Source organism: Alkaliphilus peptidifermentans DSM 18978 (genome assembly GCF_900101495.1).
Lineage (GTDB): Bacteria > Bacillota > Clostridia > Peptostreptococcales > Natronincolaceae > Alkaliphilus_C > Alkaliphilus_C peptidifermentans.
Genome location: NZ_FMUS01000007.1, coordinates 43690 through 68513, shown reverse-complemented (window position 1 = coordinate 68513; position 24824 = coordinate 43690). Strand labels below are relative to the sequence as shown.

17 protein-coding genes are annotated in these 24824 nt (G+C 35.2%); 5 read left to right on the top strand and 12 right to left on the bottom strand.

Annotated features, from left to right (window positions below; all coding sequences use genetic code 11):
• Positions 1 to 65 precede the first annotated feature (65 nt).
• The 3 genes from asnB to BLP68_RS06785 all read right to left on the bottom strand — a co-directional run bounded on the left by asnB (position 66) and on the right by BLP68_RS06785 (position 4583).
• Complete coding sequence (gene asnB, locus BLP68_RS06795) at positions 66 to 1949, bottom strand: asparagine synthase (glutamine-hydrolyzing) (RefSeq protein WP_091541593.1); 1884 nt, start codon at positions 1947 to 1949, stop codon at positions 66 to 68.
• A gap of 82 nt (positions 1950 to 2031) precedes the next feature.
• The gene (locus tag BLP68_RS21960; protein WP_207647887.1) at positions 2032 to 3201 is read right to left on the bottom strand and encodes a C39 family peptidase; all 1170 of its coding nucleotides are present in this window, start codon (positions 3199 to 3201) and stop codon (positions 2032 to 2034) included.
• A gap of 71 nt (positions 3202 to 3272) precedes the next feature.
• Positions 3273 to 4583 (bottom strand): M15 family metallopeptidase, encoded by a 1311-nt coding sequence (locus tag BLP68_RS06785; RefSeq protein ID WP_091541591.1) that lies wholly within the window; start codon positions 4581 to 4583, stop codon positions 3273 to 3275.
• A 268-nt stretch (positions 4584 to 4851) separates the two neighbouring features.
• Here BLP68_RS06785 and BLP68_RS06780 point away from each other — a divergent pair, with 268 nt between their 5' ends.
• The 3 genes from BLP68_RS06780 to BLP68_RS06770 all read left to right on the top strand — a co-directional run bounded on the left by BLP68_RS06780 (position 4852) and on the right by BLP68_RS06770 (position 7790).
• Positions 4852 to 5796, top strand: a complete 945-nt coding sequence (locus tag BLP68_RS06780; RefSeq protein ID WP_091541588.1) for a CAP domain-containing protein — start codon at positions 4852 to 4854, stop codon at positions 5794 to 5796.
• A gap of 222 nt (positions 5797 to 6018) precedes the next feature.
• The gene (locus BLP68_RS06775; RefSeq protein WP_091541586.1) at positions 6019 to 7038 is read left to right on the top strand and encodes a branched-chain amino acid aminotransferase; all 1020 of its coding nucleotides are present in this window, start codon (positions 6019 to 6021) and stop codon (positions 7036 to 7038) included.
• A gap of 140 nt (positions 7039 to 7178) precedes the next feature.
• Positions 7179 to 7790 (top strand): superoxide dismutase, encoded by a 612-nt coding sequence (locus BLP68_RS06770; RefSeq protein WP_091541583.1) that lies wholly within the window; start codon positions 7179 to 7181, stop codon positions 7788 to 7790.
• A gap of 80 nt (positions 7791 to 7870) precedes the next feature.
• Here BLP68_RS06770 and BLP68_RS06765 read toward each other — a convergent pair whose 3' ends face one another.
• The 8 genes from BLP68_RS06765 to BLP68_RS21405 form a co-directional block, all read right to left on the bottom strand.
• Entirely contained in the window at positions 7871 to 9529 is a 1659-nt protein-coding gene (locus tag BLP68_RS06765; protein WP_091541582.1) for a hypothetical protein, read from the bottom strand.
• Positions 9530 to 9532: 3 nt separating this feature from the next.
• The gene (locus BLP68_RS06760; protein WP_091541764.1) at positions 9533 to 10276 is read right to left on the bottom strand and encodes an ABC transporter ATP-binding protein; all 744 of its coding nucleotides are present in this window, start codon (positions 10274 to 10276) and stop codon (positions 9533 to 9535) included.
• 209 nt (positions 10277 to 10485) lie between these two features.
• Entirely contained in the window at positions 10486 to 11691 is a 1206-nt protein-coding gene (locus tag BLP68_RS06755; RefSeq protein ID WP_091541579.1) for a sugar ABC transporter permease, read from the bottom strand.
• A 3-nt stretch (positions 11692 to 11694) separates the two neighbouring features.
• Complete coding sequence (locus BLP68_RS06750) at positions 11695 to 13245, bottom strand: xylose ABC transporter ATP-binding protein (RefSeq protein ID WP_091541577.1); 1551 nt, start codon at positions 13243 to 13245, stop codon at positions 11695 to 11697.
• A gap of 82 nt (positions 13246 to 13327) precedes the next feature.
• On the bottom strand, positions 13328 to 14383 hold the full coding sequence (locus BLP68_RS06745) for a sugar ABC transporter substrate-binding protein (RefSeq protein ID WP_091541574.1): 1056 nt from the start codon (positions 14381 to 14383) through the stop codon (positions 13328 to 13330).
• Between the two features lie 504 nt (positions 14384 to 14887).
• Positions 14888 to 15613 carry a hypothetical protein gene (locus tag BLP68_RS06740; RefSeq protein ID WP_091541572.1) on the bottom strand — a complete coding sequence of 242 codons (726 nt, stop codon included), beginning with the start codon at positions 15611 to 15613 and terminating at the stop codon, positions 14888 to 14890.
• A gap of 74 nt (positions 15614 to 15687) precedes the next feature.
• Positions 15688 to 16431: a hypothetical protein gene (locus BLP68_RS06735; RefSeq protein ID WP_091541570.1), complete on the bottom strand. Its 744-nt coding sequence runs from the start codon at positions 16429 to 16431 to the stop codon at positions 15688 to 15690.
• 119 nt (positions 16432 to 16550) lie between these two features.
• Positions 16551 to 16706, bottom strand: a complete 156-nt coding sequence (locus BLP68_RS21405; RefSeq protein ID WP_176758898.1) for a hypothetical protein — start codon at positions 16704 to 16706, stop codon at positions 16551 to 16553.
• Positions 16707 to 17317: 611 nt separating this feature from the next.
• Between BLP68_RS21405 and BLP68_RS06730 the strand changes: the two genes are divergently transcribed.
• Entirely contained in the window at positions 17318 to 18268 is a 951-nt protein-coding gene (locus BLP68_RS06730) for a hypothetical protein (RefSeq protein ID WP_091541568.1), read from the top strand.
• 66 nt (positions 18269 to 18334) lie between these two features.
• Positions 18335 to 19171 carry a hypothetical protein gene (locus tag BLP68_RS06725; RefSeq protein WP_091541565.1) on the top strand — a complete coding sequence of 279 codons (837 nt, stop codon included), beginning with the start codon at positions 18335 to 18337 and terminating at the stop codon, positions 19169 to 19171.
• 505 nt (positions 19172 to 19676) lie between these two features.
• Here the strand turns inward: BLP68_RS06725 and BLP68_RS06720 are convergent.
• Positions 19677 to 24569, bottom strand: coding sequence for a stalk domain-containing protein (locus BLP68_RS06720; RefSeq protein WP_091541563.1), 4893 nt, complete (start codon positions 24567 to 24569; stop codon positions 19677 to 19679).
• Positions 24570 to 24824 lie beyond the last annotated feature (255 nt).

Below are 24824 nucleotides of genomic sequence, written 5' to 3'. Positions count from 1 at the left end.
ATAAATTAACAGCTTCAATTGTTTATAGAAGCTGCTAATATTTTTGTCAATTATTTATAGTTAACTTAACTTGCTGATGATTCATTTTCTTCAATGGATACTGCTATCTCTGTTCCTTCGAAATACTCCTTATGCCATACTAAAAACATATATATGGTCCAAATTTTACGACTATTATCCTTCTTACCGTTAAAATGCTCCTCTAATAGCTTCACTAATTCATCAATATTAAAGAAGCTTTTAGCCGCTTCAGATGTAAATGCCTGCTTTACAGTATGAAAATACTTTTCTTCCCTTAACCAAACACGTATTGGTACAGGGAATCCTAGCTTCCTTCGACTGGCAACCTCTTGAGGTAATTTTTTTACAGCGGCTCTACGAAGTGCATATTTTGTTGTTGTTTTATTAACTCTATATTCTAATGGAAGCTGGGAAGCCACCTTCCAGACCTCCTTATCTAAATAAGGCACCCTTAGCTCTAGGGAGTGGGCCATACTCATTTTATCTGCCTTTAGAAGAATATCTCCTGTTAACCACATATTTAAATCTAAGAACTGCATTTTTGTTGTATCATCTTTATCTGCTACTTGGTCATAAAAAGGCCCTGTAATATCGGTAGGAGAATACTGCTTAAAGTCTCCCTTTAACATAAGCTTGCTTCTTTCTTCTTCAGTAAACATATAAGCATTTCCAATAAATCGTTGTCTTACATCTTTGCTACCACGAATGAAAAAGTTTTTCCCTTTTATATCGAATGGAAGCATGGAGGCCATGCCACCTAATGCACTTCTGAGGAACTTCGGTAGATTAGTTAACGGTTTTAGACTTAATGGCTCCTGATATATTCGATAACCACCAAACAACTCATCGGCTCCTTCACCAGACAACACAACCTTAACCTGCTGACTAGCCAGCTGACTTACAAAGTAAAGGGCTACACAGGAAGGATCAGCTAAAGGCTCATCCATATGATATTGGACCTTTGATATAGCTTCCCAATATTCTTCAGGAGTAATGATTTTAGAATAGTAGTCTATACCAATTTGTTTAGCTAGTTCAGTAGCTTCATCCACTTCGTTATAATTGGCATAATCAAAACCAACTGTAAATGTTTTATCTCCATTAAAGGACGCCGCAACATAACTGGAGTCGATTCCACTTGATAGGAAGGAGCCTACTTCTACGTCACTTACCATATGGGCCTTAATAGAATCTTGGACTATTTCTTCTACCTCCTGGACTACTTCTTCAAATGGCCTAACAGGGCCGTCATTATCAAATTCCGCTTGCCAGTATCGATTCACCTCTACTTTACCCTCTTTATAGATTATATAGTGGGCAGGTGGAAGCTTGTACACTCCTTGAAAAAAAGTTTCTTGCAGTGGTGAATATTGAAAGGTTAAATAGCTTTGTAATGCAGTGAGATTAACTTTTTTAGTAATAGCAGGATGTTCAATTATACTTTTGATTTCCGAACCAAAAATAAAGCTTCCATTCATGTTCCCATAATAAAATGGCTTGATTCCGAAAAAGTCTCTAGCCCCAAAAAGGGAATTGTCTGCTTTATTCCAAATTACAAAGGCAAACATACCTCTTAAATGCTTAAACATCTCCGTCCCATATTCTTCATATGAATGAAGTATTACCTCCGAGTCAGTCTTTGTTCTAAACTTATGACCTTTTTCTATAAGGTCCTCTTTTACATCCATATAATTATATATTTCTCCATTAAAGATTAGAACTAGACTCTCATCTTCGTTAAAAATAGGTTGTCTTCCTTCTTCAAGGTCAATTATACTTAACCTCCTGAAGCCAAGTGAGATTCCTTCATCAACATATTTTCCACCTTCATCGGGACCACGATGAATGATTTTATCCATCATCTTTTCAATCACCTGATGCTTTTCTTCAAGCTGCAATTGATCAGCAAAACCACATATACCGCACATATACCATATCCTCCTATATAATCATTTAATATTACAATTGTTTTATTAATTAAACAGTATACATTCCACTTTATACTATATATTATCTATTATCATTGGGCAATATCATATCCAATGTTTTTCCCTCTGGAAGATAGGAAATTGCTTGCCTTCCCATTTGAACCCATGCATCCTCAAAATCTTCCTTTTTTATCTTTCTGTTTTTCGAATTGACAAGTGGGTCATTGAAATATATATAGTTATCATCATATCCTGTCACTAATACAGAATGTAGTCTATAGGTTATTCTAATGGGCCCTGTAGGAGTTTCCCAAGTTTGAAAATGATTATCGCCAAGCTTCTTATAACGAGAGTTAGTAATAATCCATACAGGTATATCTTTATTAATAAAGTAATAAAGATCATCAAAGCTTCCACCGGTCAAATTTACTACTCTATTCTCCATGTAGGTTTCTGCCAGCTCTAAAATCGGCCCATAGTATACACCTAAGCCCGGCCTTTGGAGAGTATACATATCTCCAACATACCCATTATAAGGATTTCCAAAAAAAACTTTTCCATTCTTCAATTGATAAGGTGTCGGATCCTTCTTTACCTCTGCAGCTAACGTCATTTTATCAATATCTATTCCAGCATATTGAAGTAGCATTGCAAGGCTAGTAACCTCACAGCCTCTGGGTAATTCTGGATATTGCAAAATTAGAGGTGCTTCCAATATAACTTTTTCTCTTAATTCTGGAATAATAAAATTTTCTACTTGGTTAATCTCCTCCATATTAAGCATTGCACTAGGGTTATATTCCTGGTATCTATTCAAATATATATCCTTAAACTGAAAATAAAACGTTATTAGGACTACTTGAGTAATTAAAGCTAGTCCAAATAGTATAGATATTAGTTTTCTGTTTTGATATGGTGTGCCTGCCTCAGCTGATAGCGTAACATCACCCTCTGATATCTCCGTAAAGCGCAGCTCTCTTTTAATACCATCTATTCTGTCCTTTTTCTCTGTCAATTGCATATTCACCCTGTTACTTCTCCAATTTTCCACCGGCTGGGTGCGAATATACTTTAGATTGTCATGAAAAATCGACAGACTAGGATGCTGCTGTCCTAGCTTGTTTTTGGCAATTGACAGCAGATTATTAGCCTCATTGATTGCCTCTTTATGATAGCCAGAATAATAGAGCCTAAAAATTTCATCATTCAATTTATTTAGTTCTTGTAAAATTACATTTTCCGTATTTCTCATTGCTTTTCCCCTTTAGGAATCACTTTTTTTGAATGCAATTTTATAAGCATATTGATATCCTTAGTAATATATTAATAATTGGTGGTAATAATAATTCCACCCATACCATCTCCTGATATTCTAGCTATATTATCATTATTATAGAGAAATTCTAAAAGCTCATCTGAGTAAATAGAATCAAAATAATACATTTTATAGCTATCTTCATTATGATCAACAAACTCTTCTTCTAGGTTATTTTTAATATATTCTAGATACTCCTCTAAACAAAGGTTCAGCTTATTCATAAGTTCAGCATGGGGTACACCTACATATCGCAAGTGCCAAGGCTCATCTATAATTCCTGTTATATCCATCTTTTCTTCTGTATATCTAATTACAAACCCATACTTCCATGAATTATTATTAAGCCACTTACCCTCTACTGTATCTCCAAAGTCCTGAGATACACCCATACTCCTTAAAGTAGAGAAATCTACTCCTAATCCTATTTGATGCTCACTGCTTCCTGGAATAGCAACGGAGGTTGCCGCTTCTCTTCTAGCCTCATCAGCTCCCATAGAAGCCAATAAAAAATTTACACGATTATTAAATAAAGTGGTTTGCCTTTGATATGACCTATAGGTACTAATTACCACCATTTGATCTGCTCCATCATAGTAGGCATCCTTTAACATAGATGTTATAGAATTAAAGGCAACTTCATCAATTTCCATATCATTTCTAGAAACCCTTATATAAGAATTGATATGGTTAGCCAGATTCACCATATTATTAGGAATAAACTCACTGGAAACAGGATATTGAGGATTAATCAAGAATAAATCCCCTTGGCTTGTCTCATCTGTAAATTCAATTTGTCTATCAAAGTTACTCCATACCAGTTTATTCTCTTCTTGATCAATAATATATGACATCCTATGCTCTTTACCATATTCAATTGTTGAAGAGACTTCTTCGAAGGAATTAATATAGAAGTTTCCTTCCATTAAAACATATCTTCTATAATTATTCCATAGAACTACGTTATCAGTTTTCTTTTTGATACTGGAATCTTCATGGCCTAAAGCAAATTCTAAAGCTTTATTATAGTTAGAAAATTCCTTTGTTAAATGATTGTTTACATATACTCCATAATTTCGTCCCAGCAACCGACTAGCCAATGGGATTTCCTTTAGTTCAATAACGTTGGCACCCCATACCCTTATAGCTTCAAAATTAGGCAGTACTTTACTAAGTTTAATTTCATTTGGATCAATATATTGTCTTGCTTCAACCGACTTCATCAATGGCCCTTTAAGCATGAACAATGATATTACAAATAAAGATATCAGTACAAATAATACCCTGCTTGATCTTCTTTTTCTTTTTTTATGTCTCATAGTTCCTCCCTCTAAAAGGTATCCCCTTACGTCTGTAGTACTTTAGTTATTATTAAAAGCTATACATAATTAATTCTATCATATTTATACAAGCTTTGCTTTATTTTCGTGTAATATGTCAAAAAGTGACAGCGTATTAACTACAATTTGACCACTTGAAATAATAAATTGAAAAAATTATAAATTATTTAGTTAAAGTACGATTCCTTTTTGGTAAATAGCAAATAATATAATTAGCTTCACAAAATTTGAAATGGAGGTATTAATAATGAAAAATAGAATTTTTATACTACTTGCTTCACTATTTCTGTTGACTTCTTGTGCTCCTCCCCAAGAGCGCCCACCTGGTGACAATCAGGTTGATTATAAAGAATCTTCCATCTTTCATACTGCTCCCGTTAAACATGGACGTATAACTAAAAATGATGTAGAAGTCAAATCTGGCCTGGGAAGAGATTTTGAAACTATAGCAAATCTTAAGCTTAATGATGTGGTAAGGGTTTTAGATCATGTTAACGATTGGTATGTAATACAATTGGATAATAATCAAATTGGGTCAATAGAGGTGGATTCAGCAACCCCAGTTGTAAAAGAAAGAAATGGAGGTAATGGCGAAGAAATTCCTTTTGCCCAATACCAAGAGGGTACTGAGGTAGTTCCAGAAGCAACACCAGATGATGTACAGTGGGGAGACGGCTCTGCAGGAGCTGAAAGACAACAGGTAATGCCTGGGCCAAGAATTCCAGAGCAGGCAGGAGATCAAAATGATACTCCAAATAGGCAACCACAAGAAACTACTATGGAAGGAGCACAGGGAAGAAACCTTTCATCTGAAGAACAGCAACTGGTGGACTTAGTTAATAGTGCAAGACAAACTAATGGTCTTCCTCCTTTACAGATTAGCTTTGAGGTAACACGCGTAGCTAGAATTAAATCTCAGGATATGATTGACAACAATTATTTTAGTCACTACTCTCCAATTCATGGCAGTCCCTTCGAAATGCTTGACAGCTATGGTGTTGACTACCTACATGCTGGAGAAAATTTAGCCGCCAATGCCTCAATTGAAAATGCCCATACAGCTTTAATGGACTCAAGTGGTCATAGAAAGAATATCTTAAATCCAGATTTCACTCATATTGGTATTGGTATACGCCCTAGCCAACAATATGGATACATGATTACTCAAATGTTTATAAGTAAACCACAATAAAACAGGTATTGAAACTGCTATTGCAATTGGATGTTTGTATGTCTAATACTGACTATTCTAAACATTTCGACTTATTTTCCAACCAGTTAAATTTGATGTACATTTATCAAATTGTGATATAATTAATATAGAAATTAGTTATATTGGTACATTAATGTATTAGATTTAGGTGTATTTTTGCTTTTACATTTGTAAAAGTATATATAATAAGGAGGGGATTCCATGAGTAAAAACATTGATTGGGGTAAACTAGGCTTCGGTTATATGAAGACAGATTTACGTTACGTGTCAAGGTGGAAGGATGGCAAGTGGGATGAAGGACAATTGGTTGAGGACAATAATATCACACTAAGCGAATCTTCAACAGCTCTTCATTATGGACAACAGTGCTTTGAAGGATTAAAGGCCTATCGAACTAAGGATGGAAAGATTCAGCTTTTCAGGCCTGATGAGAATGCAAAACGGATGAATGCTAGCTGTCGACGTATAATGATGCCTGAAATGCCTATAGAAAAATTCATCGATGCATGTATCCAAGTTGTTAAGGCAAATGAAGATTATGTACCACCCTACGGTACTGGTGCTACTCTTTACTTAAGACCCTTTGTAATTGGTGTTGGCGATAACCTTGGTGTAAAGCCTGCTCCTGAGTACTTATTTTGCGTATTTTGCGTGCCTGTTGGCCCATACTTTAAGGGTGGCATGAACCCTGTGAACTTTACTATTTCTGAGTATGACCGTGCAGCCCCATATGGAACTGGTGCAGCTAAGGTTGGCGGTAACTATGCTGGAAGTCTTTATCCCCATAAGCTTGCAGTTGAAAAAGGATATGCAGACTGTATCTATCTTGACCCAATGACCCATACAAGAATAGAAGAGGTTGGAGCTGCTAACTTCTTTGGGATTACAAAGGACGATAAATTTATAACTCCAGTATCTCCATCTATTCTTCCTAGTATTACAAAGTATTCATTGATGTATCTTGCCAAAGAATATCTTGGTATGGAGGTTGAAGAAAGAGATGTATTAGTAAATAATCTAGATGAATTTAAAGAAGCTGGTGCCTGTGGTACTGCTGCTGTTATTACACCTATTGGTGGAATAGAGTATAAAGGTAATCTACATGTGTTCCACAGCGAAAAAGAGGTTGGTCCTGTTACTAAAAAGCTATACGACACTCTATGCGGCATACAATTTGGTGATGTAGAATCTCCAGAAGGATGGATTGTAGAGGTTAAATAAGAAATATATATAATAGCTTGCCACTCCGGCAGGCTATTTTTTTATATTTGTATTGATAATGATTATTATTATCCTTTATGGGTATATTAGAATCAAGAGCTTATAGAGCTAATATACAGATATACAGGGAGGAATTAAATATGACTTACAAATTGCCAGAATTAAACTATTTCTATGATTCATTAGAACCATATATTGATAAAGAAACTATGGAAATTCATCATTCAAAGCATCACCAAGGATATATTAATAATCTTAATGCCGCATTGGAGGGGCATGCCAAATTATCCGATATGGACATTGAAGATCTCCTTCAATACCTTGACCAGGTCCCTACAGAAATTTATTGGGCTGTAAGAAATAATGGGGGCGGCTATTATAATCACGACATCTTTTGGAATGTCTTAAGCCCAAATGGTGGTGGAGAGCCTAAAGGAGATTTGTTAGAAGAAATTAATAATACCTTTGGTAGCTTCCAGCAGTTTCAAGATTCCTTCAATAAAGCTGCCACAACACGATTTGGTAGTGGTTGGGCATGGTTAATAATTAACTCAGAGGGTAAATTGGAAATTACATCTACACCAAACCAGGATAATCCTATCATGGATGGAAATAAGGTGCTAATGGGAATTGACGTTTGGGAGCATGCCTACTACCTAAAATACCAAAACAAGCGGCCAGATTATATTCAAGCCTTCTGGAATGTAATCGATTGGGATTATGTAAATAATCGATATAAAATGTACAGATAACATATACTGAGTTTTTACTCCTTTCTATCAAAATGGCAATGAATCAATTGATTCATTGCCATTTTTGTACCTAAGATAATCTAATTATATTTAAGAGATTTCTCTATTTTATTAAAAGTGATTATCCACAAAACGATTAGAAAAATACTAACTAATATTAAATATGGAATTATGTTATATCCTCTTGAAGCTATTATCCAATGGATTGCCGCTGAAATACCGATTATAAAGGCTGTTCCAAAAAATGAAGATATACTGCTATGCTTAACATATTGAAAATCCTGACTAAAGGGAAGCTCCTTCCCAATCATAGAAAAAATAAAGAGCAGAGTAATTAAAGAGCTAATAAATATTATCGCAATATGGCCTATAATATCTATTCCATAAATTAATGTAAACACAAGAGAAACAAACAAAAATACAGGTAAAACAATAGTAGCTATAAAGCACTTAATTGATCCTTTATATACGGCTGATAAATTCTTAATTGGTAAAGTCTTATAAATCCATGCTGCCTTATTATTTTCACTTGTACTGATTATAGGATAGCTTGCAATTAAAAGTGCTGTACTCATATACATAGATAAGTAATTTCTACCTTCCCTTATTATTGATAAAAATTCAGGGAAGGATCCAGCATCTAAGCCCCTCATAAACATTAAAAAGGGTAACACAGCTGCAAATGCTATATTGGGGTATATTTTCAGCTTTAGGGCCCGTTCTTTCTTTATCATATTTTTAGTAAATATATAAAAAACCTCTTGAGTTTTATTTGGACATAATAGTTTTACGAATTTTGAAGGCTTCTTTATATTATACTTTCTAATGGTATCTCCACTATTATTATTTAATTTTTGTAGGTATCCTTCAAAGTAGGGGGAAGCTACTTTATAGTAAATAACCATAGTTATTAATGGAATAAACAAGCCTGCTAAACTAAATATTATATAATGGCTAGCATAATTACCTTCAATGAATAAGGTATATTGGGCTGCAAACCATGTTGAGGGTAGTAAATAGTTCCACCAAGCTGGTGTAAAGGATATATTGAAATCAAAAATAACAAAGATACGACCAATTAATTGATAGGCCAATATCATAGCTACTGCAAGTATAATTTGAAAATAATTAATAATATCCTTCAGTTTTTCTCCATCAAAAAAGAAAAGTATAAAAAAGTACAGTAATGATGTGAAAAACATAATAAGACCTGCAATAAGAAATAGCTGAAGTGAAAAAACAATTCCAAAAGTCACTCCATATTTTATGGTTCCAGCAATTAATGTAGGTGCAGCACAGGCTAAAATTATCATAAACATGTAAATAATAATATGGGTTGTTTTTGCAGCATTAATAGTTCTGTTATCAATTGGTTTTGGATTTAGAATATTCTTCTCTTTTATATCTAAAAGTACTGATGAATAATCAGAAATCATTACAGACATTACTAAGAAAAGAATCATTCCAATAATTATATTCATTTTGTAGAACAAAGGAAAGGGCGGGAAAATGAATAGCATAATAATTATTCCCCAAATTCCATACATAAGTAGAGACTTAGCAAACATGTTGCCTTCCTCTGCATTTGTATTGTTGTTTATTAATATCGTTGGAGTACGCCTTTCATCCATCATTAGTTTAACCTGCAAAATTTTACGCATAATAGGATAGTTTACACCAAGTTTTCCATAAACCCATTTAAAAGCATCTAAAATTTTCAGGATCTTTGTATGTTCCATTGATTACACTCCTTGTAGGGTAGTAACAAATTCATTTGCTATTTCTTTATATTCTTTGAAGCCTGTTAACTGATTAAAAATTTCTTCAAGGGAACCCTCTTTGCTTTTCTCTTTTAATTCACCAAATGTCCCATCAGCAACCACTGCCCCATCATTAAGGAGAATAATTCTACTACTGATTTTTTCAACTATCTCCATTATATGAGATGAGTAAAAAATTGTTTTGCCTCGGGAAGCAAGCTCTGCAAGGATTTCCTTAAAAATCATAACACTATTGGCATCTAATCCACTTAAAGGCTCATCTAAAAATAGTATATCTGGATTATGCAAAAGACTGGCTATAATTAAAAGCTTTTGCTTCATTCCTTTTGAATAGGAGGATATTCTCTCGTGATATGCTTCCTCTATTCCAAACAATCCCATTAGCTTCCTAGCCTTTTCGTTTATAATCTCCAGCTCCATTCCATATACCTCTCCGATGAAGGTTATATATTCGTATCCAGTAAGGCTATCATATATTTCGGCAGTCTCGGGTACATATCCAATTCTTCTTTTGTACTCGATTCTATTTAGTGAAATATCTTCTCCAAAAATTTTAATTTCACCCTCATATCCTTCAATTATTCCAAGGATTATTTTAACAGTAGTACTTTTTCCTGCTCCATTTGGTCCGATATATCCAATAATCTGACCCTTATATATTTCTAAATTTATACCTTTTAACACTTCTTTTTCACCATAATTCATTCTTAACCCTCTTATATTAATAATAGGCTCATTATTGAACAAGTTATTCACTCCTTTATGTAGTAAATTTAAAACAATTAAGGAAATTTTTCCTCTAGACTACTGGAATATTATATCATATAATAAATATTTAAGTAAATAAATGGCAAAAGGATCATTCTATCTAATAAGAATGATCCTCTTTATATGTTTCTATGTTAAGGGGAAACTTATGCTCCTTTTTTACGGGAGGATATATCAATCCATACAGCAATAAGAAGTACTAATCCACGTACAATTAGCCTTTGGGTAGTTCCTACATCTAGTAACAGCATGCCGTTATTCAATGTAGACATTACCAGTGCACCAATTATGGCTCCAATGATTGTTCCTTCTCCTCCTAAGGTACTGGTGCCACCTATAATAGCGGCAGCAATAACATCCAACTCCATTCCAACGCCTGCTGAAGCAGCTGCTGAACCCACCCTAGCAGTATATATAATTCCACCAATTGCTCCTAGGATTCCAGAAGAAATAAATATCCATAGGGTTCGTTGCTTAATATTGATTCCTGATAGTTTTGCAGCTTCTTTGTTACCGCCAATTGCATATACGTGCCGGCCAAAGGTGGTCTTAGTTGTTAAAAATGTATAGAGGCTACCAACCAACATTAGGATTAAAATAGAATATGGAATACCAAGATATAAAGCCATTACAGAAAATATTGCTGAAATCAGTGCAATAACTAGAACTATTTTAGTTATGAATAGAGACATTGGTAGTATATCAAAACCATATTTAATTCTTTCTTTTCTTCTTGAAAACTCCATCCAAAGATATGCTCCTATTACCAACAGCCCTATAATAACTGTTGTATCATGGGGTATCATATCCCTTGGTGTACTTTGAATAAACAAATTAGGTAAATATCCTCCACCTATTTTATTAAACACTCCACTTGTTGCAACAGTTTCTCCCTTTGTTACTCCTAAAAGAAGTCCATTAAGGATCATCATGCCTGCCAAGGTCACAATAAAGGCAGGTACTTCTCTATAGGCTACCCAATAGCCCTGCCATAATCCCACCAAGGCACCCACTGCTATTGTTATTATAATAGATGGAATAATACCAATACCAAATCGAGCAGGTAAAATAGCTACTACTGCACCAGTAAAGCCCACTAAAGCACCTATAGATAAATCAATATGCCCTGCTACAATTACCAAAACTACTCCACAGGCTAATACTGCAATATGGGCAGTTTGTAGAAACAATGTGGAAAGATTTCTTGGTGTTAAGAAAAAGTCACTTAAAGCTGAAAAAATAATCATAATACCGATTAAAGCTATAAACATTGTATATTGTCTAAAATTATTCCTTAGGGATAGCTTGATGATTTCTATTGGACTTTGTTCACTTTTCACTTTACTTATCATGAATTAAACCTCCTCTAATTCCTTCAGGGTTCTAGGCTGTTGGCCGGTTGCATAGTACATAATAGTTTCTTGATCTGCATCCTTCCAATCCAGTTCAGTAGAAATTTTTCCTTCGTGCATTACAAGAATTCTATCACTCATCCCTAAAACTTCAGGTAATTCTGAAGAAATCATTATAATGCTTACACCCTGATCTGCTAACTTATTCATTATGTTATAGATTTCAAATTTAGCTCCAACGTCTATCCCTCTAGTCGGTTCATCCAATACTAGTACCTTTGGTTTAGCCATTAACCATTTTGCTATAACAACCTTCTGCTGATTTCCACCACTTAGGTTTTTTACTTTTTGCTCTATTGAAGGTGTCTTTATTTTCAATGCCTTTACATATTCGTTAGCTGCCTTAATTTCTTCATTCTCATTGATTCCCATTATGTTGGAAATTTTATTTAAATTGGAAAGAGTTATATTTTCTTTAATATCCATCATTAAAACCAATCCAGTTTTTTTCCTATCCTCCGAGAGATAACACAAGCCTTTTTCAATGGCATCCCTTGGTTCTTTTACTTTAACTAATTCATTATCTATAATTATTTCCCCAGTTTTATTAATTCCGTATGCTCCAAATAGACTCATCATCAATTCTGTTCTACCAGAACCCATTAACCCTGCTACGCCAAGTATTTCACCTTTTCTGGCATTAAAGCTTACATTATCAATAGCCTTCCTATCAGGTAATTCTGGATTGTATACGTTCCAATTCTTCACTTCCAAAACAACATCCCCTGGAGTATGCTCTTGTCTTGGAAAAAGCTGTTTTAGCTCTCTTCCAACCATTCCAGTGATGATCTTACTTTGATCAACCAATTCATTGTTTGGGTAGCTTTCAATTGTCCTACCATCTCTTAATATCGTAATGGTATCGGCAATGGCTTTGACTTCCTTAAGTTTATGTGAAATATAAATACAGGTTATTCCCTCTTTTTTTAGGGCCTTAATAATACTCAACAAATTCTCACTATCTGTCTCATTTAAAGCTGCTGTGGGTTCATCTAAAATTAGTATCTTAATATTTTTTGAAAGAGCCTTAGCTATCTCCACCAACTGTTGTTTTCCAATACCTAGATTAACAATTCTAGTATCAGGGCCAGATGAAAGGCCCACTTCCTTTATAAGTCTGTTGGTTTCTGCCATGGCCCTATTCCAATCAATTACTCCAAACTTTTCAAATTCACTACCTAGGAATATATTCTCGCATATATTCATTTGCTTTACCAACGTTAGCTCTTGATATATGATTCCTACCCCTGCAGCCTCACTGTCTTTAATAGTATTAAACCTTTGTTCTACACCATTAATTAGTATCTGCCCTGTATATTTTCCGTAGGGATATACTCCACTTAATACCTTCATTAGGGTTGATTTACCAGCTCCATTTTCACCTACTAAAGCATGTATTTCGCCCCGTTTAACCTTTAGGTTAACATTATCAAGTGCTTTAACCCCTGGAAACTCTTTAACAATCTCCTGCATCTCTAAAATATATTCACTCATTTTGCTTCATCCACCTTTCTAAAAGAGGGAGGAATAACTTAAATAGCTATTCCTCCCGCAGGCTAACAGAACAAATCACCTATTATTTTAGATCTGCTTCAGTAATGTAGCCGCTATTTACTAATACTTCTCTAATGTTATCTGCAGTAACTACATCTGGTTCAAGTAGTACAGATGGTACATCAAATTTGCCATTATCTACTGCTCCATTTGTTTTTACATTTTTTCCTTCTGCAAGATCTATTGCTATCTCAATAGCTGCTTGACCAAGAGCTCTTGTATCTTTAAATATGGTCATAGACTGTGTTCCTTCTACTATTCTTTTAGCTGCAGCCTTCTCAGCGTCTTGTCCTGTAATCGGAACATCTCCAGCTAAACCTTGGGCTGCTAAAGCTTGAATAGCTGCTCCAGCTGTTCCATCATTTGGTGCTAATATTGCATCAACTTCATTGTTGTTTGCCGCAAGGGCTGCTTCAACTATTCTTAAAGCGTTTTCTGGAACCCAGTTATCTACTGCTTGCTCAGCTATAACTTGAATTTTTCCTGCATCGATTAAAGGTTGAATATATTTCATTGCACCTTGCTTAAATAGTGTTGCATTGTTATCAGTAGGCGCACCAGACATAATTATATATTTTCCTTCTGGAACCTGCTCTGTAATGAATTTACCTTGAAGTTCTCCAACCTTTACGTTATCAAAGGATAAGTAAATGTCTAATTTATCAGTGTTGGTGATTAGTCGATCGTAGGAGATTACAGGTACACCCTCTTGCTTAGCCTTATCAACTAATGAAGCTGCTGCTGAAGCATCGTGGGGAGCTAAAATAAGAACATCAATACCTTGGGTTAATAGTGCTTCTACCTGAGTAATTTGCTCTTGCATATTGGCATCAGCTACACGAACCAGTAGCTCAATACCCATTTGTGCAGCAACCTCTTCCATTTTTTCTTTATCTCTTACCCATCTTTCTTCTCTTTGTGTTGGAAGAGAAAGACCTACTTTGATTTTTTGCGGTGCATCTGAAACTGCGGGTTCCTCACCTGCTGGTTCACTTGTTGGTGTTGATCCACATCCTACAAACATAGTAACAACCATCATAAGTGCCATTAATAAAGATAAAACTTTAAACTTTTTCATTATTATTCCTCCTTTTTTATATTAACGAATGGCACAAAATATGCCCTTCGCTATAAAACATTGCTTATTGTTCTAAGTAAACGTTTTCTTAAAATCTGTAAAAAAGCATTCAGCTTCTTATTTTAATATATTTCTTTAATTCTTTTTAATAGACTTGTTTGCCTCTGTAGGATATTTCGTTATTCTATAGGATTTTATTTCATTTGTTTTTTTAAATATTATAATAGTAAAAATTTACGATAAAAAAATCTAACCACAGCCACGTACACAGCCACAGGGACGTTTTGTTTGCCACCTTTTTCTTGGCATGACAGCAAAGCACCCTATTCTCACTAAAGAGCATAGGGTGCTTTGTCATATAAATTAATTCTTGACTACTTGTAAAATTCTAAAGTTAAATGTTCTTGATTGAAACCCACCATGGGGACGTTTTGTTTGCCACCAATTTCTTTTTTACACTCTTTCTCAATCTAGCTCTTGTAAAATTAGTTAATGCCTAATTGATTATATAGGAAGGATTGTAATCATATATCCTCCTGCAATTAAACTTAAGAGATTTGCCACAAGTACAAATGAAACTTTTCTATATCCACTATGCTCCTTTACTAATGTTGAAAATGCAATAATTTCTACAGCAAATATTATCAACTCTGCAAATATTAGAGAAAAAATTATATAGCTGGCCAAAGGAGAAAATCCATTAAGCCAAAGATTTAAACCTCCTTGCGTAATTAAATTTATTATGAGGAAAATAATCCATGATCTTTTCTGTCTAAATCCAAATAATAGGAATACCAGTCCTTCTATCATAAGTGTCAATATTATTCTAAATGACACTAATTTAATTGATCGTGATGTTGATTTTCCTTTAGTCAACGATTGATTCTCTAAATTCAGTATAAATACATTATTATATGTATTTAATGATTCCTCTAGAGCTATTTCAAAGCTGTTGTTTTCAGTACTTATTCTCAGGTTATAATCATGTATGTTTCTTAAATCTCTTGAATAAAAAGTATAATATGTTTCAATAATCTTATCCCTTTTGCTGGCTTCATTATATTCATCATTGGATCCAATGGTTATATGAAGGTCATTAGGTGCATTAGGTACTATTATTAATATTGATGGGGGTTCTGCTGCATTTCCAAAAGATATAGATGTACAAACAGCCATCATAAATAACATTGAAACAATTATAGTAAATGTGATTCTCTTTGATTTAAACATAATAAATTAATCCCCCTACCCCTTAGTTTTTAATCTTTTATTTAAGAGTATTATCTGTAAGTTCAAAAACTAAATTAAAAGTGTATTTTCCCCTCTTCGTCTAACTCATCACTCTCATAATAAGCTTTTGCATAGATAATTGTTCCATCCTCCACTTGTTTTATTAGAGTGAAATAATAGTCTGAAGTGCCCTCCTCAAGTACAATTATTTCTTTTGTTTTTATATTATACTTAACTAGGTCAACTGTTCCATCTAGTTCTATATCTATTTTAGGCTTAATATCACTAAGCTGACCAAAGATTAACCATTCAGAGTCAGGTGACCAAAACCCAGTTCCAATGCATCCAAATGTATCTATCGTTACCTTGTCTTCAATTGAAACAATGCTGCCTATCCGTTGTATAGAAGTACCTATATCAGCTAAAAAATATTGATGGTCTGGTGACGGGATTAGTTCACATATTCTATATTCCTTGTCATCAATAAGTGTTGGTTCTGTTTCCCCTACTTGCCAGATGTACATTTGTCCATACCATTCATCTGGGTTTCCTTTAACAAAAGCAACAATAGACTCCTCCGATAACCATGTTATACCATAAATATCTTCTTGCTTTTGGACCTTCTCGTTAATGTTTTCATAAGTACTATTTATTACATGCAAATTTTCTTCATGCTCAGAATTTGATGTTACTACAACAGAATCTAAATCTCCTTCTTTACTTTCCATATGCTTGTTATATGAGCATCCAGTGTTTATTAATAAAGGTAATATTATAATAATAGTAATAAGTTTCAATTTATTTGTAGCATTAAACATTTACATACCTCCCCTTAAATGTCTCCTTTATCCTGCATCTGAGGATTATGGCATACATCTTTTTTTTACTAATTATTTGATGATCACCTATTATCACCTTATCATATTTACCTAATATGTTACAATAAAAGAGGTTTTTGCAAAAAACGAGCCCCTTGGTATGCTTGGTATGACCTAGTCTTTGTTGATGTTGGCACTTCAACAGTTGGTAATTCATCAAGGTGTAGCAAAGCATAATCACTGGCTTTTTTACCTTCTTTGATATTATCTGGCATACAGGTAATCACTTCTATACCTAGTGCGCCTGCTTTTTCCAAGGAGCCAAGGGGATGTCAGACCAATGTGCTATAATGTGAAAATAAGGAAATAAATTAATATTAATAAGCAAAAAAACTTTATAAAATTTACAAAAACACTTGACTTTTTTAAAATGCCCTAATAATTGAGTAGGATGCCTTTATTAAAGGTATATCTTACTATTATTGGGTGATATAAAAATTTTAAAAAATTTTATGACTGCTCTTGAAATAGCCAAAAAACAAATTAATGATTCACTTTTTATGATTAACAATCGTACAAAATTACATTTTTTACTAGAAAAACTGCTAAAATGAGTTTTAAGGATGCAATGTGTTTTATATTAAAAGGATTAAGAAAAACACTTCAAATTGAGATAGATGATTGGTACGGAGAAAACCTCATTTAAAAGAGGGATCCAGGAGGAACGCACATCTATCTCTCTGACAAATAGATTATAACAACGATGTTTAGAAATTTCAATCCTAGGTGTCACTGATTCATCTGAACAATACAATTAAATTATCAAGGAACATTCGGGGGAGGTTTTGAACCCTGCCCCTATATTTATCTTACAAGGAGGGAAAATATGAAAAAACAGTATGGAATAATTGCGTTTTTTGTTATAGCCAGTCTTATTATTACAGTGTTTGGTGTTGCTTCTAATTCAGAAAACATCATTGAGACTGTAAATCAAGATACTATTAATGAATCTACCGAAGAACAGCTCAATGAGGATAACACTCCTGAAGATACAAGCGAGGAGTCGACCACTTTGGAGTCATTAGGTATTCAAGATGAGGTCACACAGAGTCAAGATATTGAGTTTGAAATGTCAAAGGAAGAAATAGAATTAATTAGGGAAATGCCATTTGCATGTGAGTCTCCTGACGGTAAAAATCAAGCGTTTCTTAGGTTGAGCGACAGAGAAAAAACAATTTTTGATGATATAGTGGTTGTTGACCTAGAGTCCAAAAAGGCTAGAGTATTAAGCCTAGACAATGTATGGTATACAACGGTATTGGGAGTCCAATGGCTTAATTCTGATTTGATAGCATTTACAGGTCATGTTAATCCTAGTCTTGAAGTATATGTTGTTTTTGATGCAGGAACTGGTGATCGTATTCGTAAACATGATGGTGTAGGCTTTGTGTGGGATAAAGAAATGCATCATGTTTACTATTCCTTGCCGCAACCATTTTTTTCAGAGGTAAGAGGAAATGATAAAATCATGGAGGATGACGACACGGTACTCTATGAAACTGATTCTGATGTTCTCATTATAGGTGGTCCCGCCCTTTCTGAATCAGGAGAAATGTACTTTTTTGAGTGGAGCGAAAAAAAGAATAAGGTTTCTCTCGTGAAGGCAGAAAGGAACCCGAAGGAGAAGTTAAAGAACATTAAGAAGTTTGACTGGGACAAACCCTACGGGGATATAAAGGTAAAGGGTGATGAGAGCATATTGGTAGAAACACTTTACTCGTCAGATACATACAATCTAACTGACATTGAAAACATCACTGAAGAAGCTGTAGAGTAGTAAAATCTATTAGTTAAGGCGTGGGATGCAAATTCTTGCGCCTAACTTTAATTATGGGAGGTAAAAATGGGAAGAAAGCGCTTAATCATTCTAATAATCGGACTCTTGATGATTATGAGTCTACAGACAGGATGCAAAAATTTATTTGGGAGTGAACAAACCCTTGAAGGTGAAAAGATAGTACTAAATGTTCTAGAAACCATCTCAGAGGATATTAACGGTGATAATTCACCAGAAACCATTGTATTGATTGAAAGCGAAAATATTGATAACAATGAGTATACAGTCAAGCTTTCTTACGGAAAAAAGCAATCCTATACTAAAACATTTTCACGTATCGGATTGGTAGCTAACATGTCAGTAATAAACTCGGGTACCTCGGGAAAAGGAATCTTAATTACTATTAATGAGACTGAAACCCTAGATTTATCTTGGTCGGAGCCTTTTTATGCCTATAAATATGCTGCGGTAATTTGTGACTTTAAGGATGATCTGATTATACCGTATCTTGTGGAAAGTCGGTCCAGTGCTGAGGGTTTCAAAATAAGAAAAAGTGAACAGAAACTCATATTGCATGATTATATGACTGGCTTTGAGGTAGAATACGAACCAAAACTTATAGAGAGTGACATACTTCCCTTTCAGCAAGTAGATGAGTCGACTCTCTCAAGTCAGCTTAATAATTCTGGTTTCAATGTTGTTGACATTAGGGAGATCAATAACGATGGAAAAGATGCTGTGGTTTTTATAAAAACAATTCCTGGGTTTACGCACAATAGCTTATTGGGTGTGATTGAGTATCAATATGAATTTGTTCAAGGGGAATGGATGTTGTTAAAACAATCACTGTTGTATGATTATGGTGAGGCTGTGATATATGAAAAAACATTTGAAATTAAATAAGAGGGACATGGGGACAGGTTGAGACCACTGAAAAAGTAGCTCGTTTAATTGACTCTTTTATACCTACAGCTCATCGAAACACTCTCCGCAGATCACGTCTAATTAATAAAATGGCCCCCAAGTACAGTAGCTTAACTTATATACATGCCGATGCCGGCTATGGAAAAACCACATTACTTATGCAGTTTGCTAAGGAACGTAATATGATGTAATCGGAGCCAAGGACAAGCCAAGACAGTCAACAGCCAAGGGGACGTTTTGTTTGCCACCAATTTCTTTCTTACACCATTGCATAATCCAGCTCACTCAAAAGATTTCACGGGGAATATTTTCAAATTATAAAGCTAAACTTCTATTTTAAAATAATTCCACTGATTTAAGTGAAAAAAGATTAGTGTTTCACTGATCCCCAAACATCCCCTGGCTAGGAGCAAGTTTATGCTGTGCCTATGAAACATAGAAGAACTCAGAAATTACTTCTGAGTTCTTCTATGTTTCATTATAGTTATTTTACTATCATAATCTCTCTAGTCTCCGGATCATACTCCACTGTAGCACCCAAGGCTTCACAAATAAAACGTAATGGTGCATAGGTGCGTCCTGGAGGCAAGATAGCTGCTTCGCAATCAATCATGATGGCTTCTCCATTTACCAGTACTTCCTTTGAGTCTATAGTCAAAAGGATTTCTTTTTCTCCATCCTTGATTATAACCTGCCTTGTTTCTGATAGCCAGATTACCTCTGCTCCTAAGGCTTCGCTGATGAATCTAATGGGTACCAAGGTCCTGTTGGAGGCTACGTCAATAAAGGGTGTTGCATCCAGTAAATAGGCTTCATTATCTATTTTTATTTCACTTTCTCCTATGGTTAGTAGGATGTGTATTTTAGGAGCAATTGTTTCTTCTTCCTTTATTGGTTCTCCTGTTGGTTCTTCCTGTTGTACTGCTTCTGTCTTCTCTTCAATTATTTGTATGAAGCTTTCCTTTGAAACTCTGCCATTTTTATCTGTTACTGTAATGGTGTATTTATAGGTTCCTCCTTTAGTCGGTATACCGCTAATTACACCTTCCTTTGAAAGGGTTAATCCTTCTGGCAGTGTTCCGCTGGTGACTTCAAAGCTATATCCTCCACTTCCTCCTGTGGCGGTAATCCTGTAGGAGTAGGCTTCACCAACGATAGATTTTTCTGGTGTTTTATCTGTAATCTTTAGATTTTGAATAATGCTTCCTGATGAAGACCCTCCACCTGATGAACTGCTGCCTCCTGAACCTTCGTCACTGGAACCACCTGACTTTATTATGGTTACGGTATTTACTTCTGATATATTGCTTGTTTCTAAGCTGTCTCTTGCTATTACTCTATATGTTCCTGCAATTAAATCTCTAAATATGTTGGAATCTTGCCATGTTGATCCATTATCGTTGCTATATTCATATGATCCGCTTCCACCATATGCTGTTATGGTTATGCTTCCGTTATTTCCTCCGGTAGTTATATCTGTTTTTGTTATGCTTATGGTTACTTTTTGGGATGCTGGCGGCTGAAGCTGTAATACTATAAGACTGAAGTCTCTTACATCGCTGGCTCCTTTATTATAAACTGCAGCTGTTACTGTTACTTGTGCATCTCCACTTCCTGATGTTGGTCGTGTTACTAATCCAATATCTCCACTTGTATTAATCTTAATTATGTTTTTATTATTTGATGTCCAGCTGATGCCTGAGCCATACATAGCTCCTATAGTTGTGAGTCTTATATCTTCTGTTACCGAGTTTGCACTGTCTCCCACTGCAAATCCTATACTTAAAGCAGCTTTATCTATCGAAACCTTTTCTTGATCTGTTATTGTAGGTAAATCCTCTATATATTGTGCTGTTATTGTTAGATTGGAAGTCACATTGCTAAAATCCTTATCCCAACCATTAAAGATATACCCAGGTCTTGAAGGATTGGCAGGCGGTGTAGCTGAATTTCCTTCAGTTACTATTTCAGTTTCGAGAATATCTCCATTCCAATCTATGAAGGTTACTGTATATGTAGGTATTGCGTTAACTATTATGGTATTAGTCTCTATCCTGCTTCCACTGGTATGGGTAATGGTTATTTTACTGCCATTATCTCCAATGGTTAATATTGTTCCATCTGTCTTATCAACAGTTAATCCATTTCCTGTAAAATCTGCATATTCTATTTCTTCCTCTGTACTGTTACTCCAATGTAGTTTCACTTTAAGTCCACTTAAATCCAGGGCTTCACCCTCGGTATATTCTAGCTTTGGTTGGGTCTCTATGGTAATACTGTTTACTGCTGCATGAACTATTAAGCCATTGGTCTCTATGCTTTTTTCACTGGTATGGGTTATGGTTATTTTGATGCTATTATCTTCATAAGTCAAGCCTGTTCCATTTGCCTTATCAACTGTTAGTCCCTTTGTTGTAAAATCTGCAAATACTACTTCTTCCACTATTCCATTACTCCAGTGGAGCTTCACCTTAAGTCCACTTAAATCCAGTTCTTCTCCATCGGTGTATTCTAGCTTTGGTTGGGTCTCTATAGTAATACTGTTTACTGCTGCATGAACTATTAAGCCATTGGTCTCTACGCTTTTTTCACTGGTATGGGTTATGGTTATTTTGATGCTATTATCTTCATAAGTCAAGCCTGTTCCATTTGCCTTATCAACTGTTAGTCCCTTTGCTGTAAAATTTGCAAATACTACCTCTTCCTCTGTACCATTACTCCAGTGGAGCTTCACCTTAAGTCCACTTAAATCCAGTTCTTCTCCTGCGGTGTATTCTAGCTTTGGTTGGGTCTCTATGGTAACATTGTGGACCACTGCTATATTAACTATAAGAGCATTAGTCTCCACACTACTGCCACTAATATGGGTGATGATCATTTTACTGCCATTATCTCCAATGGTTAATATTGTACCATCTACCTTATCTACCGTTAATCCCTTTACTGTAAAATCTGTATATTCTATTTCTTCCTCTGTACTGTTACTCCAGTGGAGCTTCACCTTAAGTCCACTTAAATCCAGGGCTTCACCCTCTGTATATTCTAGCTTTGGTTGAGTTTCTATGGTAACACTGTTTAAATTAACTTCATAACATGTCACCTCCCAATTTTGAGGTGTATTATCCTCAGCTGTTACAGTATAGGTTACTGGACTGCTAAAATCCCTTGGTTCACCAGATGCAGGTGATATAGTAGCACCTGCAGATACTGTAATTATAGGTTCCAATGCTGTTATATTAGTACCATTAGGTATATCGAAATAAACGCTATGGTTAACTGCATCAATTTCTGGTGCCCCAATCTGACCATCAACAGCAAAATCTATAATATCATTTGCACTGCTTTTCACATAGAAACGCAAAGTACCACTTGACACTACATTTGAGATGTTTCCATAAGCATCTTCACATATGATGTATATCCTATAGTAGCCTGCACCAAAACCCGAAAAGTCTATTACATTATTTTGCGAAGTCCCTGCTGTTGGATAGGGATTCGATTCATAATAGTAAGCCGCTTCATTATTAGCATCCTTCCCATCTGCCACCTGTTCCTTTGATGGGGCTGTAAAATTATCTGGTAATACAACATATTTTATGGTGCCTTCTTCGTTAAAGGACACTCGAAACCTTGCTTCCTTCCCTGAAATTGTAACACCAGTGTTTCCGGTCCATGCTGGAGGAGTAGCATCCTGCAGGGTAGTAAATTCTCCACTTATAATACTTGAAACATTTCCTGTGGCATCAATTCCAATGGCATAGGAAATGTAATCTGTAGAATGCTCTAGTCCTCCTACTAATGCATTATATTCTGTACCTGTTCCTTTAACAGTTCGATTGTTACTCACAATTCCATTTGCATTGGATGGAGCAGTTTCCGAGGCTTCTTTAACCAAAACATATATTTCTGCAAATTCATCAGAAGATACAGAAATATTTACTGAGAAATCTGATGGTGTAATAGTACCTATGCTTATTGTCGGTGGTATGGTATCTTCAGGATCTACGCCTGATTTGCATAATATAACAAATTTCTTTTTAATACCAGAACTCAATTGAGCTGTTACTGTTACATTGGTATCCGTACCAGGACTTGTAAATGCTACATTTCCAGCACCATCAAATCCGAGAATACCAGACGGTTCAGCTGTCCACGTGACCCCATTCACTGGAACGGTAAAGCTTCTTCTCACATTAATAGATGTATCACTTAAGAATGGACTTGTAGTATTCTCAAAAAGAAACAGAGGAATAGCACTCACTAATGAACTGTCCCTAGATACAGACCCAGGTACAGTATTAAATACTTTAAGTCGTGGATAAAAGCCTTCTTCAGCCTGCCATATATCGGAATCCCATCCTGCAGTCAGGGATGAGCCTGTCATTTCCGATGTAGTCTTAGAAGTTACACCTGCAAATGATGCACTGGTTTGGTGGAAGGCATAACTTACTGCTGAAGCTTGAATATCAAAGATAGAGTTATTTATATGAACCTGATTTTCTGTATTGACATATCCTGCAAATCCACCTATTCGGCTTCTTGTAATATTTACAGTAGTTAATTTGGTAGCAGAATAGCTGTTATTAATTGTCACTGGCACATTATTATTAACACCTATATACTCTAAAGAACCAATTAATCCACCGGCATACCGAATATTAGAAATTCCATTATCTGTACTGGTTAGGGCGATATCCATAGTGGAGTATGAGTTAGCTATAGTCAGCGAAGCATTGCCTGCATTACTAATGTAAACTTCTCCAATGAGTCCACCAATCCTAGCTAATTCAGCACTGGAATGAATGCGTCCTGAGGTGAAGCAATTTTCAATGACAGTAGATCGAAAGTTAGTAATAGTTAAATAGGCCACTAGCCCACCAGCACCTCTTACCTTTCCCTCCATGTTGATATCCACAACACCTAAATTTTTAATACTAACATTAGCATTACCAGTACCAACCCAGCCAAACAAACCAGCCCATTCATAATTATTGGAATAACTGGTGAGGTTACTTATTACATGTCCATTGCCATCAAAGTGACCCACAAATCTCCTTTCATTGGTTCCTATCATCACCCAATTTTTTCCCGCCAAATTTATATCGTTAGCAAGTCTTATGTATTTGTTTGCAAAACTAGTTTCACTATTGACTAAGGCTGCTAACCCCGCCAATTCTTCAGCTGTCGCTATTATGTATGGGTTAGCTTCTGATCCTTTTCCTTCAGCTGTTTGTGTAGTATACCATGTAGTATCTGGTACACCTGAGTCTTGCCAGCTAGTGGCTGGCCATGTAGCTTCTACTGTCGACACCGACATTATATTGAACACTAACAAAATTGTTAATAATCCAATAATGCATTTTCTCTGTTTCATCATAGTTCTAATATTCCCCCTTAAATTTTTTAAATTCCCTTGGCATTTCTCATAGTTCTCTCCATTGACTCCCCTATATTTATACCAAATTGTGATTCTTTTATATTATATCAATCTTCTCTAACAGGATTCTTACAAATTCGACATCATACGTGCCAGGGGTGCCAGGGGTGCCAGGGGTGAGTGCCAGGGGGACGTTTTGTTTGCCACCAGGATTAAAGAATATAAAAAAGAAGAAATCCAATGATTTCTCCCTTT